General features: G+C 63.7%; 13 protein-coding genes. 5 read left to right on the top strand and 8 right to left on the bottom strand.

Translation table 11 applies throughout. From position 1 onward, the window contains the following. The first annotated feature begins 4 nt into the window (after positions 1-4). On the top strand, positions 5-2,575 hold the full coding sequence (locus tag FQ705_RS00340) for an adenosylcobalamin-dependent ribonucleoside-diphosphate reductase (RefSeq protein ID WP_144137487.1): 2,571 nt from the start codon (positions 5-7) through the stop codon (positions 2,573-2,575). A gap of 37 nt (positions 2,576-2,612) precedes the next feature. On the opposite strand, the gene FQ705_RS00345 is transcribed toward FQ705_RS00340, so the two are convergent. From FQ705_RS00345 to FQ705_RS00375, 7 genes are all read right to left on the bottom strand, one after another. Beyond that, positions 2,613-3,563 carry a dimethyl sulfoxide reductase anchor subunit family protein gene (locus FQ705_RS00345; protein WP_144137488.1) on the bottom strand — a complete coding sequence of 317 codons (951 nt, stop codon included), beginning with the start codon at positions 3,561-3,563 and terminating at the stop codon, positions 2,613-2,615. Between the two features lie 25 nt (positions 3,564-3,588). Continuing rightward, the gene (locus FQ705_RS00350; RefSeq protein ID WP_144137489.1) at positions 3,589-4,362 is read right to left on the bottom strand and encodes a 4Fe-4S dicluster domain-containing protein; all 774 of its coding nucleotides are present in this window, start codon (positions 4,360-4,362) and stop codon (positions 3,589-3,591) included. Positions 4,363-4,393: 31 nt separating this feature from the next. After that, a complete protein-coding gene (locus FQ705_RS00355; protein WP_144137490.1) occupies positions 4,394-7,321 on the bottom strand; it encodes a molybdopterin-dependent oxidoreductase in 2,928 nt (975 codons plus the stop codon). A 176-nt stretch (positions 7,322-7,497) separates the two neighbouring features. Further along, positions 7,498-8,496: an Ldh family oxidoreductase gene (locus tag FQ705_RS00360; protein ID WP_144137491.1), complete on the bottom strand. Its 999-nt coding sequence runs from the start codon at positions 8,494-8,496 to the stop codon at positions 7,498-7,500. A gap of 110 nt (positions 8,497-8,606) precedes the next feature. Next, positions 8,607-9,968, bottom strand: a complete 1,362-nt coding sequence (gene dctA / locus FQ705_RS00365) for a C4-dicarboxylate transporter DctA (RefSeq protein ID WP_144137492.1) — start codon at positions 9,966-9,968, stop codon at positions 8,607-8,609. Between the two features lie 165 nt (positions 9,969-10,133). Further along, complete coding sequence (locus FQ705_RS00370) at positions 10,134-11,309, bottom strand: UxaA family hydrolase (protein WP_144137493.1); 1,176 nt, start codon at positions 11,307-11,309, stop codon at positions 10,134-10,136. Between the two features lie 112 nt (positions 11,310-11,421). After that, entirely contained in the window at positions 11,422-11,766 is a 345-nt protein-coding gene (locus tag FQ705_RS00375) for a UxaA family hydrolase (protein ID WP_260854348.1), read from the bottom strand. Between the two features lie 578 nt (positions 11,767-12,344). Between FQ705_RS00375 and FQ705_RS00380 the strand changes: the two genes are divergently transcribed. From FQ705_RS00380 to FQ705_RS00395, 4 genes are read left to right on the top strand one after another with little or no spacing between them, the layout of a single operon-like run. Next, complete coding sequence (locus FQ705_RS00380) at positions 12,345-13,364, top strand: ABC transporter substrate-binding protein (protein WP_144137494.1); 1,020 nt, start codon at positions 12,345-12,347, stop codon at positions 13,362-13,364. A gap of 1 nt (position 13,365) precedes the next feature. Beyond that, a complete protein-coding gene (locus FQ705_RS00385; RefSeq protein WP_144137495.1) occupies positions 13,366-14,163 on the top strand; it encodes an ABC transporter ATP-binding protein in 798 nt (265 codons plus the stop codon). After that, positions 14,156-15,061: an ABC transporter permease gene (locus tag FQ705_RS00390; protein ID WP_186307751.1), complete on the top strand. Its 906-nt coding sequence runs from the start codon at positions 14,156-14,158 to the stop codon at positions 15,059-15,061. The genes FQ705_RS00385 and FQ705_RS00390 overlap by 8 nt, the downstream gene beginning before the upstream one ends. A gap of 12 nt (positions 15,062-15,073) precedes the next feature. Continuing rightward, entirely contained in the window at positions 15,074-15,991 is a 918-nt protein-coding gene (locus FQ705_RS00395) for a LysR substrate-binding domain-containing protein (RefSeq protein WP_144137497.1), read from the top strand. On the opposite strand, the gene FQ705_RS00400 is transcribed toward FQ705_RS00395, so the two are convergent. Further along, on the bottom strand, positions 15,922-17,661 hold the full coding sequence (locus FQ705_RS00400) for an L-aspartate oxidase (protein ID WP_144137498.1): 1,740 nt from the start codon (positions 17,659-17,661) through the stop codon (positions 15,922-15,924). The genes FQ705_RS00395 and FQ705_RS00400 overlap by 70 nt on opposite strands. Positions 17,662-17,669: the final 8 nt, after the last annotated feature.

Here is a 17,669-nt window from a genome sequence, read left to right on the forward strand (position 1 = left end):
CACCATGGCAGAAGACACGCCGGCAACCCACACCGCATCAACGCCTCCCGCTCCTCTCGTCGCGCCGCAACAGTTTTCCCTCGACGTCCTGCTGGAAAAATACGCCAAAGGCGATGAACAATCGGCCGACGACGTTTTCAAACGCGTCGCCCGAGGCGTAGCCCAGGCCGAACCCGAGGCACTGCGCGAATCGGTCGAAGCGCGCTTCGTCGACAATCTCCGGCACGGCGCGCTCGGCGCGGGCCGCATCATGAGCGCGGCCGGCACCGGCATCGCGGCCACCCTGATCAACTGCTTCGTGCAACCGGTCGGCGACGCGATTCAGGGCGTCGACGAACAAGGCCTGCCCGGCATCTACGTCGCCCTGCTGCAAGCGGCCGAAACCATGCGACGCGGCGGCGGTGTCGGCTACAACTTCTCCGCCATCCGGCCCAAAGGCGCACGCGTTCACACCACCAGTTCGTCGGCCTCCGGGCCGTGCAGCTATATGGACGTGTTCGACGCCTCCTGCCGCACGGTCGAAAGTGCCGGCTCGCGACGCGGCGCGCAGATGGCCGTGCTCGACTGCGATCATCCCGACCTGCTCGAATTCATCGAAGCCAAGCATTCGAAAGGCCGCTGGAACAACTTCAATGTTTCAGTCGGCGTGACCGACGCATTCATGCACGCCGTCGAGGAAGATCAGCCTTGGCAACTCGTGCATCGCGCCGAGCCATCGCCCGCGCTGCGCGCGGCGGGTGACGTGCGCCAGCGCGAAGACGGTTTGTGGGTCTATCACGAGCGCCCCGCGCGCGCGATCTGGGATCGCATCATGCGCTCCACTTACGACGTCGCCGAGCCCGGCATCGTCTTCATCTCGCGCATGAACGAGGACAACAACCTGCGCGCGGTGGAAACCATCCGTGCCACCAATCCGTGCGGTGAACAACCGCTGCCGGCATACGGGTGCTGCAACCTCGGCCCGTTGAACCTCACGCGTTTCGTGCTCGATCCGTTCGCGCAGATGAAGGGCGGCAAAGCCACATTCGATTGGGACGGCCTCGCCCAACGCACCCGCACCCAGGTGCGTTTTCTCGACGACGTGCTCGACGTCACGCTCTGGCCGCTGCAACAGCAACACGACGAGTCGCGCGCCAAACGCCGCATCGGCGTGGGCTTCACCGGTCTCGGCGATACGCTCGTCATGCTCGGCTTGCGCTACAACTCGCCGGAAGGCCGCGACTTCGCGGTGCGCATCGCCCGCCTGATGCGCGACGAGGCGTATCGGGCGTCGGTCGAACTCGCACGCGAGCGCGGCGCATTCGCGCTGTTCGACGCCGCGCGCTATCTGGAAGCGGGCACCTTCGCCTCGCGTCTGCCCGACGACATCAAGGCCGCGATCCGCCGCGACGGCATCCGCAACAGCCACCTGCTCTCCATTGCGCCGACCGGCACGGTGAGTCTCGCGTTCGCCGACAACGCCTCGAACGGCATCGAACCGGCCTTCTCGTGGACCTACACGCGCATGAAGGTGATGGCCGACGGCGGCCGCGAATCGTTCGATGTCGAGGACTACGCGTACCGCCTCTATCGTGAACTCGGCGGCGACACCGGCAAGCTGCCCGACTATTTCGTCAGTGCACTGGAGATGTCCGCGCGCGACCACCTCGACATGATGGCGGCCGTGCAGCCTTACGTGGACACCTCGATTTCGAAGACCGTGAACGTGCCGGCGGACTATCCGTTCGAAGCGTTCGAAAGCCTCTATTTCGACGCCTGGAAAAACGGCCTCAAGGGTCTTGCGACCTATCGCCCCAACGAAACGCTCGGCGCGGTGCTGAGCGTGAGCCCGCCGCCCACACAAACGGACGACGCGCTGACCGAAGCGGATCAGGACCCGTTGCGCATCGCCATCGATCATCGGCCCAAGGGCGAGTTGCCGGCGATCATCGAGAAGGTCGAATATCTGACGCAGGCCGGCAAGAAGTCGCTCTACGTGGCGGTGTCGTTTATCGAGGTCACGGGACGGCTCGGCGGCGAAGACGTGGCGATCGAACGACCTATCGAGTTTTTCATTCCGACCGGTCAGCGTGACGAATCGCAGCAATGGATCACGGCGACCATGCGTTCGCTGTCGCTTGCCGCGCGAGGTGGATTCGTCGCGCGCAATCTGCAGGATATGCGCAAGGTGTCGTGGGATCGCGGCCAGGTCCGGCTGGGCGACGTGCAGCGACTCGACGGGCATCGCACGCCGCGCTGGCACGATTCGGAAGTCGCCGCGCTCGCTTTCGCGATCCAGCAGATTTTGCATCGGCGCGGTTTTCTCGACGCCGAAGGCGATCAGGTGCCGTCGCGAATGCTGGCGCGTTTGCCGCGTGGGCAGATGAAGACGGAGACAGCTCTGTCAGCCGATTTTGGCATCCGTGCGGCGCCGGCCGACGAAACCGGGGCACCCGGTTTGTCACAGCCCGGCGGCGCGCAAGGCTTGCACACGATGCTCGGCCGCAAATGCGGATCGTGTGGCGCGAATGCCGTGATCCGCAAAGACGGCTGCGACTTCTGCACGGCATGCGGCGAAGTGGGTGCGTGCGGATGAGTTAGAAGCTGCGTGCATGATTGGCCCGCAGCGGACTTCATCCCACTCTCGCGTAATACAGATTCTGCGGATGCTTCGCCTCGGCGAAGAAAAACCAGCGCTCGGCGACCAGACCCGCGTATTGCACGAGACAGGCCGCAGCCAGCAAGGTCAGTGAAAAGCCGATCGAATGCAGGCTCGCACCGAGCGCGATCAGCACGACGGGCGCGACGAACGCGCCTGCCAGAAAGCCCCATTTGATGCCGCGCAGCGTGCCCGCCGATTTGCCGTGAAAGAACTCGCGCAGATTGAATGCGCCTGCGGTGAAACCACGCGACACCTGCACGAGTTTCGGATTGCTGATGCCGGTGGCACTCTGCACGGTCGACTTCGGCCGCAAGCGCGCATTGCGCACGAGCGATGCCGAGCGGCTCGCGCAACCCGCCAGCGTCAGCACGCAGGCGCACAGCGCGAGCCCGGTGGTCGGCGCGGGCACGAACCACGCGCTGAGCGCCGTGGCCAGCGTGAAGCCCGAAGCGCAACCGAGCAACGCAAAGTTGACCAGCGTGAGCGGCGTGGCCCATTCCTGCAGAAAGCGCAGACAGGCGTAGATCATCGCCGTGCAGACGAACAGCGCGGCGCTCGCCAGCACGCCGAGCCAGCCGATCGCGAGCGACCAGGGCGAGCCGAACCAGTGCGCGACGCCATAGAAAAACGCGCAAGCGAGAAACACCGGCAACGCCAGACATTCGCGCGATAACCACGAGGTCCGCCACATCGCAATCGCGCGCCATGCGCGTTCGGGATGGCCGAGATGGAAGAACGAGGCGATTAGTCCAAGGCCGCCCAGCAGCAGCGACACAAGCGCGCCCGTCACATAGAACGCCGCGCCCGGCGCCGCCAGCAGTCCGAGTTGCGCGGCGCTTTCCACCCCGACCAGCGCGATCAGCAAACCTTGGGCCGCGCCGCTGAGCGTCGTGAGAAACACCACCGAAAAGGCAGGATTCATCTTGAAGTCCCTGTCGACAAAGTCATCAGATGCGCGTTGCCATCGACGCGAGATGCAACTCGCCACGTTCGAGTTTCGCTTCGAGCGATTCCTGAACTCCGCTGTCTTGCGCTTCTTGCCCCGGCTCGCTGAGCGAACCGGACGATTTGCACGAACACCCGCCGCTGCCGCAACCCGCGGCCTCGGTGGGCACACGCGGCAAATAATGATTCGCGGGCCGGGTGTTCCACTCCGGCATCAACTGATAGCCGCCGCGCTCCTCGATTGCCTTCGACACGACCGACTCCGGATCGTGGATATCGCCGAACAGGCGCGCCGAGGTCGGACACGCGAGCACACAGGCCGGCTGACGATCGCGTTCGGAGAGATTCTCGTCGTGAATACGATCGACGCACAGCGTGCACTTGGTCATCTCCTTGCGGCTTTCGTCGAGTTCACGCGCGCCGTACGGACACGCCCATGCGCAATATTTGCAGCCGATACAGCGGTCGAAGTCCACCAGCACGAGCCCGTCTTCCTTACGCTTATAGCTCGCACCGGTCGGACAGACCGGTACGCACGGCGGGTCCTCGCAGTGCAGGCACGACTTGGGAAAATGGATCGTCTCCGCGTTCGGGTAGGTGCCCGCTTCGAAACTTTGCACCCGGTTGAAGAAGGTGCCGGAGGGATTCGCGTCGTAGGGATTCAGGTCGGCGAGACTGCCCGATTCACCCGATGTGTTCCACTCCTTGCAACTCGTCACGCAGGCGTGGCATCCCACGCAGACATTCAGGTCGATCACCAGCGCCATCTGGGTCATCACAGGCTCCTTGCGGCTTGCAGGTGGGATGTCATTTACGGCCGTTCGCCCCGCGCAGACGCGCGGCGAATTGCCCACGTCCCGCGAAGTAGGTCTGCACGATCCGCGAGATCACGCCGTTCGAGCCCGGCAACTGGGGCATCGCATCGAACTGCGGCAGCGTGTGGCGCGCGTCCGCTTCAGCCGGATAGAGGCGCACGCGCACGTCGTACCAGGCGGCCTGACCCGTTACCGGATCGGAGTTCGACACGCGTGACGTTGCACCGTCGCCGTGGTCGATGGGCAGTTCGTCGGTAATCACGTGGTTCAGCAGGAAGCCGCGCTGCGATTCGTTTGCGTCCGGACCCAGGTTCCAGGCACCCGACGCCTTGCCGATCGCGTTCCACGTCCACACCGTGCCCGGCTCGACCGCCTCGCTGAAGCGCGCCATGCAGCGCACGCGGCCCCACTGCGATTCGGCGTAGATCCAGCTGCCGTCGGTGATGCCGTTCTCGGCCGCCATCAACGGATTCATGTACAGATAGTTCTCGCCGTGAATCTGGCGCAACCAGGCGTTTTGCGAGTCCCACGAGTGGTACATCGCCATCGGCCGTTGCGTAACGGCGGCTAGCGGATAGCGGGCGAGGTCCGTGGCCGCGCTTTCGAGCGGCGCATACCAGAACGGCAGGGGATCGAAATACGTTTCCACGCGCGCACGCAGATGGTCCGGCGGCTGCCGGCCGCTCGTGCGGCCCTGCGCGGCGAGCCTGAACTTCTGCATGACGTCGGAGTAAAGCTGGATCAGGATCGGCTCGTTGAACTTGCGAAAGCCTTTTTTCACGGCCCAGTCGAGATACGGCCCGTTGCAGTTGCGCATGTACTGCATGTCTTCGGGCAACGGGTAATGGAACACGCAATTGTTCTTCGCGTACTGCTCCCATTGCCGCGGATTCGGTTCGCCGACCAGTGCCTTGTCGCCATCCTTGCCGCGCCAGCCGATCAGAAAGCCCACGCCCGAATCCGGCGTGGTCGTGAAATTGACGACGAAGTCGGGATAGTCGCGAAAGCGCCGCGCGCCCTCGGCAGTGGTGAAGGCCGGAAACTTCAGCCGTGAAGCGAGTTCGATCAGCACTTCCTGGAACGGCTTGCACTCGCCCGTGGGCGGCACCACCGGCACGCGCACCGAATCCACCGGGCCGTCGAATTCGGAGATCGGCCGGTCGAGCATCGACATCGCGTCGTGTCGTTCGAGATACGTCGTGTCCGGCAAGATGAGATCGGCAAACGCGGTCATCTCCGACTGGAACGCGTCGCACACCACCAGAAAGGGAATCTTGTACTCGCCGTCGGCATGCTTGTCGGCGAGCATCTCGCGCACTTTCATCGTATTCATCGACGAATTCCACGCCATGTTGGCCATGAAGATCATCAAGGTGTCGATCGGATACGGGTCGCCGCGCCATGCATTCGTAATCACGCTATGCATCACGCCATGCACGGCGAGCGGATATTCCCAGGAGAAGGCCTTGTCGATCCGCACCGGGCCGCCCTGTTCGTCGATGAACAGGTCCTCGGGCGCGGCAGGCCAGCCGAGCGGACCGGTAGCGAGCGGCGTATTCGGTTTGACCGCGTCGGGGCTGTTCGGCGGTTTTGCCGAGGGCGGCACGGCGCGCGGAAACGGCGACTTGTGACGAAACCCACCAGGACGGTCGATCGTGCCCAGCAACGACATCAGCACGGCCAGCGCGCGGATCGACTGGAAGCCGTTCGAATGCGCCGCAAGGCCGCGCATCGCGTGAAAGGCGACGGGGTTGCCGGTGACCGTTTCGTGCGTCTCGCCCCACGCATCGGTCCAGCGGATCGGCAGCGTGATGCGATGGTCGCGGCTCGTTTGAATCATTTCGCCCGCGAGTCGGCGGATCGTGTCGGCCGCAATGCCGGTGATCGCGGCGGCCCATTCGGGCGTGCAATCGCTCACACGTTCACGCAGCAAGGCGAACGACGGCGTGACCGGCGTGCCGTCCGCGAGCGTATAACGGCCGTCGAGCGCGGGTGTCACACCGGGCGCGTGATGCGGCACGGCGTGGCCGGTTTCGGCGTCCCACCAGAGATGATTCTGCGGGAACAGCGGATTGCCCGCCGGCCGCCCGGGATCGCGCACGAACAGACCGAAGTTCTCGCTGGCCTCATTCAGATCGACGAGTTCCGCGGCATTCGTATAACGCTGCACGAACTCGTGGTCCCACGCGTCGGCGGCAATCAGTTCGTGCAGGAACGCCATGAAGAGCGCGCCGTCGGTGCCGGGTTTGATGGGCACCCATTCGTCGGCGATCGCGGCATAGCCGGTGCGGATCGGATTGATGGCGATGAAGCGCCCACCCGCGCGCTTGAACTTCGAAATGGCGATCTTGAGCGGATTCGAATGATGGTCTTCCGCCGTGCCGATCATGAAGAACAGTTTGGCACTGTCCAGATCCGGGCCGCCGAATTCCCAGAACGAGCCGCCGATCGTATAGATCATGCCGGCCGCCATGTTGGACGAGCAAAAACCGCCGTGGGCCGCGTAGTTAGGCGTACCGAACTGCTTGGCGAAGAGCCCCGTCAGCGCCTGCATCTGGTCGCGTCCGGTGAAGAGCGCGAATTTCTTCGGATCGGTGGCGCGTATCGTGGCGAGACGTTTCTCGAGCACGTCGAAGGCGTGCTCCCACGAGACCGGCTCGAACTGCGCGCTGCCGCGCTCCGCGCCGGCCTTACGCATCAAGGGCTGGGTCAGGCGCGCGGGCGAGTACTGCTTCATGATGCCCGAGGCACCCTTCGCGCAGATCACGCCCTGGTTGAGCGGATGGTCGGGATTGCCGTCGATATAGCGCACCTCGCCTTCGCGCAGATGCACGCGAATGCCGCAACGGCAGGCGCACATGTAGCAGGTGGTCGTCTTGATCTCGAGCCGTTCGTCCTGCGTGCGGGCGTGATGTTCCATGCGGTCTCCTCGCTACTTCGGTGGGTCGAAGCGTTGTGATGCGATACCGCCCATCCTATTCGCCACAGCCATACAAGGGAAATCGCGATTCGCGCGATGAACTATCCGTGTGGCCGATAGTTTCGCTTTGGCTTTCAGCCGCTACGCCGACTCTCTTGTGCGTTCCTTATGGTTGGCTAACTGCGGCCTTCCAGTTGGGCGATCAACGTGTCCGGAATTTCAACGCCTTCCTGTCGCGCCGTGTGCGCGAGTTGCTCCCTGCGATAGCCGGGCAGACGGACGTCGTCGTCCGCGAGCATCATCTCGATCAGCATTTCCACGCGTGACAGGTAGGTTTCGTCGCCGGCGAGCGCGCCTGGATCGATCGCCCAGAACAGATGGCCGATGCGCGAACGCTCGCCCTCTTCGGTCAGGAACGAGCCGGCTTCGTAGCCAAAGTTCGCGCCGGTCAAGGCCGCCGCCAGCAACTCGACGATCAGCGCCAGCATCGCGCCCTTCGCGCCGCCGAACGGCAGCATCATGCCGTCGAGGGCGGCCTGGGCGTCGGTGGTCGGTACGCCGTCGCGGGTGGTGGCCCAGCCTTCGGGAATCGGTTTGCCGTCGCGTGCGGCCAGCGCGATCTTGCCGCGCGCGATCTGCGACAGCGCGAGGTCGATCACGAGCGGCTCGCCGTTGCGACGCGGGAATACGGCGGCGATCGGATTCGTGCCGAACAGCGCGCGACGACCGCCCCATGCGGGCATCGCCGCCGGCGAGTTGCTGAAGGCGAGACCGACCAGGCCCGCCGTGCCGAGCGCAGCCAGATGTGCCGCGCCCACGCCGAAATGATGGCTGCGTTTTACCCCTGCTACCGCACTGCCGAATTGTTTCGTGCGCCCGGTGAGCGTCGCGATGGCAAGGTCGCAAGCGGGATAGGCCAGACCGTCCGCGCCGTCGATCAGCACCGCCGCGCCGCGATCCGAGACGACGTACGCTTGCGCCGCCGGGTCGACGCGACCGTTGCGCAACTGCGCGCAATACATCGGCAGACGCGACGCGCCGTGCGACGGCAGACCGCGCAGGTCCGCGTAGACGAGCGCGCGTGCAGTCGATTCAGCGGTCGACGGCAACGCGCCCGCGCGGAGTAGTGAATCGATTGCAAGTGCGGTGAGCGCGTCGGGGGACAAGCGGGCCATCGGTCATTCCTTGAATTGGCTGGTATCGGTGCGGCACTGTAGCGGAATGTTTTCGAGCCGCAATTGCCGGGCTATTCAACGCGCCGCGGCACGTCAAAAACAGCCTGGTTTCAGCCGCCCTTACCCGCTGTCGAAGCCGCGGGCTGGAGCCGTTCTTCCAGACCCGGTTGCGGCTGACGCTGCGGCTTGTCATGCGTCTGCGGTGCCAGGGCCTGGTCCCGAACCTCGCGTGGCGCAGCGAGGAATTCACGCGCCGCGCGGGCATCGAACGCGCCCTCCCAGCGCGCGACCACCAGCGTCGCCACCACGTTGCCGATCATATTGGTCAGCGCGCGGATTTCATTGAGCACGCGATCGACGCCGAGAATCAGCGTGATACCCGCCACCGGAATGATGTTGTGCGTCGACAGCGTAGCCGTCAGCGCGACCAGCGCCGCGCCTGCTACACCCGCACCGCCCTTCGACGTCAGCATCAGGATCGCCAGCAAACCCACCTGCTGCATCAGCGTCAGATGCGTATTGGTGGCCTGCGCGATGAAGAGCGAGGTCATCGTCAGATAAATGGCTGCACCATCGAGGTTGAACGAATAGCCGGTGGGCAGCACGAGCCCGACGATCGCGCGCGGGCAACCCATGCGTTCGAGCTTTTCCATCAGGCGCGGCAGCACGGATTCCGTGGTGGACGTGCCGAGCACGATCAGCAGCTCCTCGCGGAAGTAGCGCAGCAGCGGCCACAGCCCGACACCCGCCCAGCGCGCCGCCGCGCCGAGCACGATGGCGACGAACAGAATGCTGGTGATATAGAAGCAGAGGATCAGCAAGCCGAGTTGCTGCAAGGTGCCGATACCGTATTTGCCGACCGTGAACGCAATCGCGCCGAATGCGCCGAGCGGCGCGAGCCGCATGATCATCTCGACGATGCGCATGAGCGTGTCGCCGAATTGCTCGATACCGCGCATCAGCAGACGGCTGCGCTGCGACATGATCGACAGCGCGATGCCGAACAGCACCGAGAACAGCAGCACTTGCAGCAGATCGCCGCGCGCGAACGCACCCACCACCGAATTCGGCACGATCAGATCGAAGAAACTGGACGACGCCGCGTGCGCGTCCGCGACATAGTGCGAGACGGCGTGCGCGTCGAGCGTGGCGGGATCGATGTTCAACCCCGCGCCCGGATGCAGCACGTTCGCCACCACGAGACCGATCACGAGCGCGATGCTCGTCACCACCTCGAAGTACAGCAATGTCTTGAAGCCGACGCGGCCCACCTGCTTCAGACTTTCCATGCGCGCGATGCCGACCGAGACGGTGCAGAAGATCACCAGCGTGATCAGCATCTTGATGAGACGGATGAAGGTGTCGCCGAGCGGTTTCATCTCCACGCCGAACGCGGGCGCGAAGTAACCGACGAGAATTCCGGCCGCAAGTCCGATCAGGACCTGCACGTAGAGATGTTTAAGCACGCGCAAGATGGTGTCTCCTCCACTCGCTGCCGCCAGGTGTGGGGCCGGCGCCGTAGCGGCATGGCTTGCCGGCACGGGCGGCGTCGCGGCCGTTCTCCGTGCCGGCGCGCGCCGGAAATTGGGGGTCCACTGCGATCTTACCCGGCAACCGTGATTGCCGGGTCGCCGAAATCAGGCGCTTTCGAACAGGCGTGTCAGCACGAACTCGCGATGGCCGAGCGCTTCGGCCGCGGTGAAGCGGCCGTTGATCGTCGCCATCATGCATTCGAGCAACTTGTCGCCGCTCTGGTCGAGGTTCTGCTCGCGTTGCAGGATGCCGGTCACGTCCACGTCGATATGCTCGCCCATGGTGCGCACCGTGCGCGGATTTGCGCAGATCTTGATGACCGGCACGATCGGATTGCCGATCACGTTGCCCTGGCCCGTCGGGAAGAAATGCACCGCGAAGCCCGAGGCCGCGCACAGGGTCACCATCTCCGCGGCCGCCGACGACGAATCCATGAACCACAGTCCGGCGTGGGTCGGCTCCTCGGCTTTGTCCAGCACACCGTCGACCATGCACTTCTTGCCGATCTTCTGGATATTGCCGAGCGCTTTTTCTTCGATGGTCGTGAGACCGCCCGCGATGTTGCCCTTGGTCGGTTGCGACTCGGAGAGGTCGTCGGTTTTCCAGCGGTTGATCATGTCCTGATAGCGGTCGAACATGAACTGGAAGCGCTCGCGCACACCGTCGTTCGAGCAGCGCGCGGCCACGATCTGCTCGCCGCCGGTCAGCTCCGAGGTCTCGCCGAATACCAGCGTGGTGCCGAGTCCGTAGAGTTTGTCGAACGCATTGCCGACGGTCGGATTCGCGCCGCAGCCCGAGGTGGTGTCCGACTCGCCGCACTTGGTGGACACCCACAACTCGGAGATCGGACATTCCTCGCGATCCAGCGAGGTGGCGTACTGCACCATTTCCTTCGCCGCCTTCGAGGCCCGCATGATGGTGTCGTGGTCGCCATGCAGTTCGATGCCGAAGCCCATCACCGGCTTGCCGGTCCTGGCAATGCCGTCCACCACGCGTTTGGTCCAGCCTTCCTCGATGCCGATCACCACCACCGCCGCGACGTTTGGATTGCTGCCCGCGCCGATCAGCGTGCGGAAATGCAGGTCGAGGTCGGCGCCGAACTGCAGCCGTCCATACGGATGCGGCAGCGCCATGGTGCCTTTGATGTTGTTTTCGACGGCTAGCGCCGCAGCGTTCGACAGATCGTCGACCGGCAGGATGATCACGTGGTTGCGTACGCCCACGCGGCCATTGTCGCGACGATAGCCGCGGAAAATCGTATCCAGGTCAATCACGCTCATGGTGTCTCTCTCGTTCGATGGGTGCGGTTCGGTTCCGCGCAATCCAGGCGCGCGCCGCTTTTGCGCGACGCAGCACGCCGGCCGCGGAATGGTCGGATCGACGTGAAGCGGCTTACCAGCGCTTCGTCTTGATGTTGTGCACGTGGGCGTGCTCGCCGGCCGTGATCGGCGCGACCACCTTGCCGATATCCACGCCGTACTTGAACACCGTGTCGCCCACGGCCATGTCCTTGAGCGCCACCTTGTGACCAATCGGAATGTCCTGTCTGGCCGGGAACGTGACGATCTCGTCGTCGTCCATGATCCACGCATTCAGTTGCGTGCCGGCCTTGATGCCCTCGACGACCGCCACACCGACTGTGTCCTTCGCCTCGTGCAACACGATGTGAATCGTCTTGCGTTCGGGCGACGTGCCCGCCGCCGCGGTGCCGTTGATGTCTGCCGTGGGATTGCTCATTCGCGTCTCCGTTCGTGTGTTGGATGCGGTGTCGTGCCGCCGGGGCAGCGCTAACGCAACGCGCTGCTGTGAATCGATAGTAGGTTGCCGATCGACGGATGTCAACTAGGTCATCTATATGTGTTGGATGAGTGTTTTCCAGTAGACGACGGTTGTTCACGTGCCGGCTGGAGATGCCGCGTTTCTCCCAGATTGCTTTCAACGGAATCATCGCCTAGACTTCGAACTCATACAGATGACCTAAATAACACGGGTCACGTCGAAGCAGCGCGGGACGGCGCTCGATGCACTAGAAAAAGCTGAACGCATGCCGGCACCAGTGCGCACACGACGCACCACCGGCCACTGGAGACACGCATGATGCTTACCCCTCTTTACCCGCCTTCGGCGTGCGTCGCACACGCTTCGCCTGTCGTGACGTTCGCCACGTCGAGCGCGCGTTCATTCCGTTCATTCGCAAAACGCGACTGGCCAGCCACGCTCCGGCAATAAGCGCCGACGCGCTCGCGTTTCGACTCCACAGGATTTCTCCCCGCGCGCGCCTCGCCGGCGCTCCACAACCATAGGGTGTGCCAGCAATGAACGTGAAGAGACTGTTTCGAACGATCGGGGTGGGTTGCGTGTTGTCTTGCATGCTGGCGGCCGGCGCCGCGCGGGCCGAGTTGAGCGAAGTGAAAATCGCCCGCCAATACGGCGTCAGCTATTTGCCGCTGATGATCATGCAGGACCAGAAACTCTTCGAGAAACACGCGGCGCAGTTGGGCATCAAGGATCTGAAGGTGTCGTGGGTGGAGTTCGCGGGTGGCAACGTCATGAACGACGCGCTGCTCTCCAATTCGTTGCAGATCGCCTCGGGCGGCGTAGCGCCGCTGGTCCTGCTTTGGTCGCGCACGAAAGGCACGTCGGTCGAGGTCAAGGCGCTGTCCGCGATCAATTCCATGCCGCTGTTGCTCAACACGACGAACGCCAAGGTAAAAACCGTGAAGGATTTCACCGGCCAGGACAAGATCGCCTTGCCGGCCGCCAAAGTTTCGATCCAGGCAATCACCCTGCAGATGGCCGCGGAAAAAGCGTTCGGCTCGGGTAATCAAGGACAGCTCGACAAATACACCGTCTCGCTCTCCCACCCCGATGCACAGCAGGCTTTGCTCTCCGGCAGCAGCGAGGTCACCGCGCACTTCGGTTCGCCGCCGTTCCAGGAGCAGGAACTGCAGAAGCCGAACGTGCATACCGTGCTCAATTCGTATGACGTGCTGGGCGGCAAGTCGAGCTTCAATCTGGTGTGGTGCACCACGCAGTTCTATCAGCAGAATCCGAAGCTGACGAAAGCCTTCATGGATGCCCTCGATGAATCCGAAGCCTGGATCAACAAGGACAAACACGCGGCCGCCATGGCCTACCTGCGCATCTCGAAGGAAAAGAGCACCGTGGACGAAGTGGAGAAAATGATTTCCTCGCCTGACGTGTCGTTCACCACGGTCCCGCAGAACACCATCAAATACGCCGACTTCATGGCGCGCACCGGCCTCATCAAGGCGAAGCCGGTTTCGTGGAAGGACATGTTCTTCCCCACCGCTCAATCTTTGCAAGGAAGCTGACATGCGCGCCGCGACCGCTGCCACGCCCTATCCCGACACCTCGCCGCTACTCGCCGTGCGCGGCGTGACGCTGCAATACAAAACCCCGAAGACGCTCGTGATGGCCACCTATCGCGTGGACTTCGAGGTGTTTCGCGGCGACCGTTTCATCCTGCTGGGACCGTCCGGTTGCGGCAAGTCGACCTTGCTTAAAAGCGTGGGCGGCTATCTGACGCCGACCGAGGGCACGATTTCGCTCAAGGGCAAGACCGTCACGCGACCGGGCCCCGATCGCATGATGGTGTTTCAGGAATTCGATCAACTGCTGCCGTGGAAGACCGTGCGCCAGAACGTGATGTTCGCGCTGCAGGCGTCGCACCGCTTGCATGGCAAGGAAATCGAAGAGCGCGCAATGCATTACATCGACAAGGTCAACCTGTCGAGTTTCGCCGACAGCTATCCGCATACGTTGTCGGGCGGTATGAAGCAGCGCGTGGCGATTGCACGCGGCATGGCAATGGAGCCCGACATCCTGCTCATGGATGAGCCGTTCGCCGCGCTCGACGCCCTCACGCGCCGCAAGATGCAGGACGAACTATTGGCGCTCTGGGAAGACACGCGCTTCACCGTGTTGTTCGTCACGCACTCGATTCCGGAAGCGATCAAGGTGGGCAGCCGCATTCTGCTGCTCTCGCCGCATCCCGGCCAGGTCAAGGCCGAACTTGAAACGGCCACCACGCCGGAAGCCGCTATTGCGCTCGAAAAGCGCATCCAGCACATGTTGTTCGAAGACGAGATCGAGAGGGCGGAAAATGTCTGACATGCTTACCCACCGTGGTTCTGGTCATCGCGACATACCGCCTGTCGTGCCGCGTTCGGAGGTGGTTCGCGAGCCGACTGAAACGCGCGAATTCAGCGTCGTCGAAAAGCCCTTGTCGCCATTCGAACGGCTCTACAACCAGGCGTGGATACGCAAGCTCATCATTCTGGCGCTGCTCGCGGGTGCGTGGGAAATCTACGGTCGCGTGCTGAACAATCCGCTGCTCTTTCCGACCTTCAGCGCGACCATCGAGGCGTTCGTGAAGAGCATCGCCAGCGGCGAACTGCCCGGCAAGGCGTGGGCGTCAATCCATGTGCTGCTGATCGGCTACGCGTGCGGCGTCGTGCTCGCTGCCCTGCTCACCGCGGCGGCGATCACCTCGCGCATCGGCACGGATTTTCTGGAGACGATGACCTCCATGCTGAATCCGCTGCCCGCCATCGCGTTGCTGCCGCTCGCGCTGATCTGGTTCGGCCTCGGCAATGGCAGCCTGATCTTCGTACTGATTCATTCGGTGACGTGGTCCGTCGCGCTCAATACGCACTCGGGCTTTCTGTCGGTCAGCAATACGCTGAAGATGGTCGGCCGTAACTATGGCCTGCGCGGCGGCCGCTACGTCTGGCAGATTCTGGTGCCCGCCGCGTTCCCGAGCATCCTCACCGGCCTGAAGATCGGCTGGGCTTTCGCATGGCGCACGCTGATCGCGGCCGAACTCGTGTTCGGCGTCAGTTCGGGTTCGGGCGGCCTCGGCTGGTTCATCTACGAGAACAAGAACCTGCTCGATATCGCCAACGTGTTCGCGGGGCTGTTCACCGTGATCCTGATCGGACTGGCGGTCGAAAACCTGATTTTCCGCGTGCTGGAGCGGCATACCGTGCAGCGCTGGGGTATGCAGTGAACCGGAGTCGCCGTGAGCGCAATCCGTTATTTCGTGACGTTTCTCTCGGTGGCGCGGCACGGCTCGTTCGCCGCGGCCGCTGAAGAAGTCTGTCTGACGCAAGCCGCCGTCGGCCTGCAGATGCGCTCGCTGGAACGCGACCTCGACCTCGTGCTGTTCGACCGTGCTGCCCGCTCCGTGTCGCTCAGCGCGCAGGGGCGCGCGGTGCTGCCGCTCGCGGAAACGCTGGTGGCCAACTACCGGCAGATACTCGCCACCGGCGACGCCGGCGATCTGTCCGGCACGGTGCGCGTGGGGGCCCTCGTCTCTTCGCTGATGGGCGCGTTTGCCGATGCGATGCTCAAACTCAAGCAGCGCTATCCACGTCTCGATCTGAAACTCTTCACCGGTCTTTCCAGCGACTTCGCGACGCGTGTGGAAAGCGGCGAACTGGATGCGGCGATCGTCACGCAGTCGCCATCGGCCTTGCCTGCCGCGCTCAAATGGACCGTGCTGTATAGCGAACCGATGGTGTTCATTTCACCGGCCAACGCAGCGCATGCCTCGATCGACGCGTTGCTCGAAGAGCCGTTCATCCGTTTCGATCGTCATACCTGGACCGGCGTGCTGGTCGACAATGCCTTGCGTCAACTCGGCGCGGCGCGCGAAGAGATCATGGAGTTGAACTCGATCGAAGCGATCTCGGAGATGGTGCGGCGCGGCTTCGGCGTGTCGATCGTGCCGCTGCTGGCCAACGCCAACTGGACTCGCGAAACGGGTTTGCAGGTCACGTATTTGCCCGAGCGTGTCACACCGCGCCGGGTCGGCTTGCTCGAGCGGCGCGATCATCCTCGTCACGCGTTCACTGAAGCCGTGAAGCGTCACTTCATCGACACGGCCGAGCTTGCCTCTTCCAGCAACGATTCGCCAGGCCGTACGCGCGTGAACTGAACGGGCTCGCGACTCGCCGCAAAACTGTTGTTGGCTTCGAGTCGCAGACACATGTATTCGGAAGTCTCCAGATCGCCCGCGTCTGGAAAATCCTCACGATAATGTGCGCCGCGCGAGTTTTCGCGCAACAAAGCCGACTCGGTGATCGAGCGGCTTACGAGAATCAGGTTGCGCAGATTCATCCAGTCGTGCCAGGACAGATTGAAACGCAGATCGCGTCCGTCGACGCCGGTGCGATCGAGTTGCGCATCGAGATCGATGAGCTGACGTCGTGCCCGTTCGAGCCCTTCGGCGTCGCGCAGAATGCCCACATCGTTCCACATGACTTCGGCGAGCGCATCGCGAATTGCTTCGAGATTACCGGGTGGCTGATGCAAAGGACGCGTGCAGCGCGCCATCGCCGCGTTGATCGCGTCGGTGTCGGCGGCGGCGAAGCGACCGTAACGCGGCACCCAGGCGGCGAGCGTATCGCCCGCTATGCCGCCGAACACCGTCGAATTGGCGACGCCGTTGCCGCCCAGCCGGTTCGCGCCGTGCACACCGCCCGCATCTTCGCCCGCGACGAAGAGCCCCGGCAAGGTCGTCGCGCAGTCGGCGTCGAACACCACGCCGCCCATCATGTAGTGGGCCGTCGGCACCACTTCCACGAGGCCGCCCGCGAGATCGAAGCCGCAATCGGCGCAACGCTCGACCATGCCCTTGAAGCGCTCACGCACGCTGTCCGCGCCCAGATGATGCATCTGCAGATAGACGCCGCCGTTCGGCGTCGCGTGCCCGGCACGCAATTCGCGGAAGATGCTGCGCGACACCACGTCGCGCGTCGCACGTTCGGCGCGCGGGTCGTAACCCTGCATGAAGCGCTCGCCATCGCCGGTCAGCAGATAGCCGCCCGCGCCGCGCAAGCCTTCTTCGAGCACGGTGCCGGTCATGCGCGTGCCGGCGCCGGCCAGAAGGCCGGTCGGATGAAACTGCACCATCTCCATGTCGCGCAGCGTGAGCCCCGCGCGCAGCGCCATCGCCATGCCATCGCAACTCTTGTCGCCGCTCGGCGTGTGATAGCGGTACATGGTCGGCCCGCCCCCCGTCGCCAGCAAGACAGCCTGAGTTCGCACGAAGACGAATTCGCCGTTACGCATGTCGATCATCAGCACGCCCGCGAGCGATGCGCCGTCCTCGCTGCGGATGAACTCCACCGCGCGATGCTCTTCCAGCCGGTCGATGCCGCGCGCCCACACCTGCTCCGCGAGCCGATTGATGATCTCGATGCCGGTCTGGTCGCCCTTGTGCACGGTACGGTCGAAGGTCTGCCCGGCGAAGGCTTTCTGCCGCACGGAGCCGTCCGGATTGCGGTCGAAGAAACAGCCCAGTTCGTTTTCGAGTTCACGAATCCGTTCGACCGCGCCCGTCACCAGCATCCACGCGAGGTCCTGATTCGAGAGCCACTTGCCGCCCTCGATCGTATCCATGAAATGTCGCTCGACCGAATCGCCGGGCGCGAGCGCGACGTTGTAGCCGCCCTGCACCATGCGCGTACAGCCGCACTTACCCAGCAGCCCTTTCACCGCGACGGTGATGCGCAGGTGCGGTGCGGCGGCCTGCGCGTGTAGCGCGGCGAAGAGTCCCGCGCCGCCGCTGCCCAGAATGAGGATGTCGGTATCGAACTGTTTCATGGGGCGCG

The organism is Paraburkholderia sp. BCC1884 (assembly GCF_900996225.1).
Lineage (GTDB): Bacteria > Pseudomonadota > Gammaproteobacteria > Burkholderiales > Burkholderiaceae > Paraburkholderia.

Bases quoted from the DNA above. Each gene is read 5' to 3' on its own strand.
- FQ705_RS00340 (WP_144137487.1), top strand. From the start codon at position 5: ATGGCAGAAGACACGCCGGCAACCCACACCGCATCAACGCCTCCCGCT.
- FQ705_RS00345 (WP_144137488.1), bottom strand. From the start codon at position 3,563: ATGAATCCTGCCTTTTCGGTGGTGTTTCTCACGACGCTCAGCGGCGCG.
- FQ705_RS00350 (WP_144137489.1), bottom strand. From the start codon at position 4,362: ATGACCCAGATGGCGCTGGTGATCGACCTGAATGTCTGCGTGGGATGC.
- FQ705_RS00355 (WP_144137490.1), bottom strand. From the start codon at position 7,321: ATGGAACATCACGCCCGCACGCAGGACGAACGGCTCGAGATCAAGACG.
- FQ705_RS00360 (WP_144137491.1), bottom strand. From the start codon at position 8,496: ATGGCCCGCTTGTCCCCCGACGCGCTCACCGCACTTGCAATCGATTCA.
- FQ705_RS00370 (WP_144137493.1), bottom strand. From the start codon at position 11,309: ATGAGCGTGATTGACCTGGATACGATTTTCCGCGGCTATCGTCGCGAC.
- FQ705_RS00375 (WP_260854348.1), bottom strand. From the start codon at position 11,766: ATGAGCAATCCCACGGCAGACATCAACGGCACCGCGGCGGCGGGCACG.
- FQ705_RS00380 (WP_144137494.1), top strand. From the start codon at position 12,345: ATGAACGTGAAGAGACTGTTTCGAACGATCGGGGTGGGTTGCGTGTTG.
- FQ705_RS00385 (WP_144137495.1), top strand. From the start codon at position 13,366: ATGCGCGCCGCGACCGCTGCCACGCCCTATCCCGACACCTCGCCGCTA.
- FQ705_RS00390 (WP_186307751.1), top strand. From the start codon at position 14,156: ATGTCTGACATGCTTACCCACCGTGGTTCTGGTCATCGCGACATACCG.
- FQ705_RS00400 (WP_144137498.1), bottom strand. From the start codon at position 17,661: ATGAAACAGTTCGATACCGACATCCTCATTCTGGGCAGCGGCGGCGCG.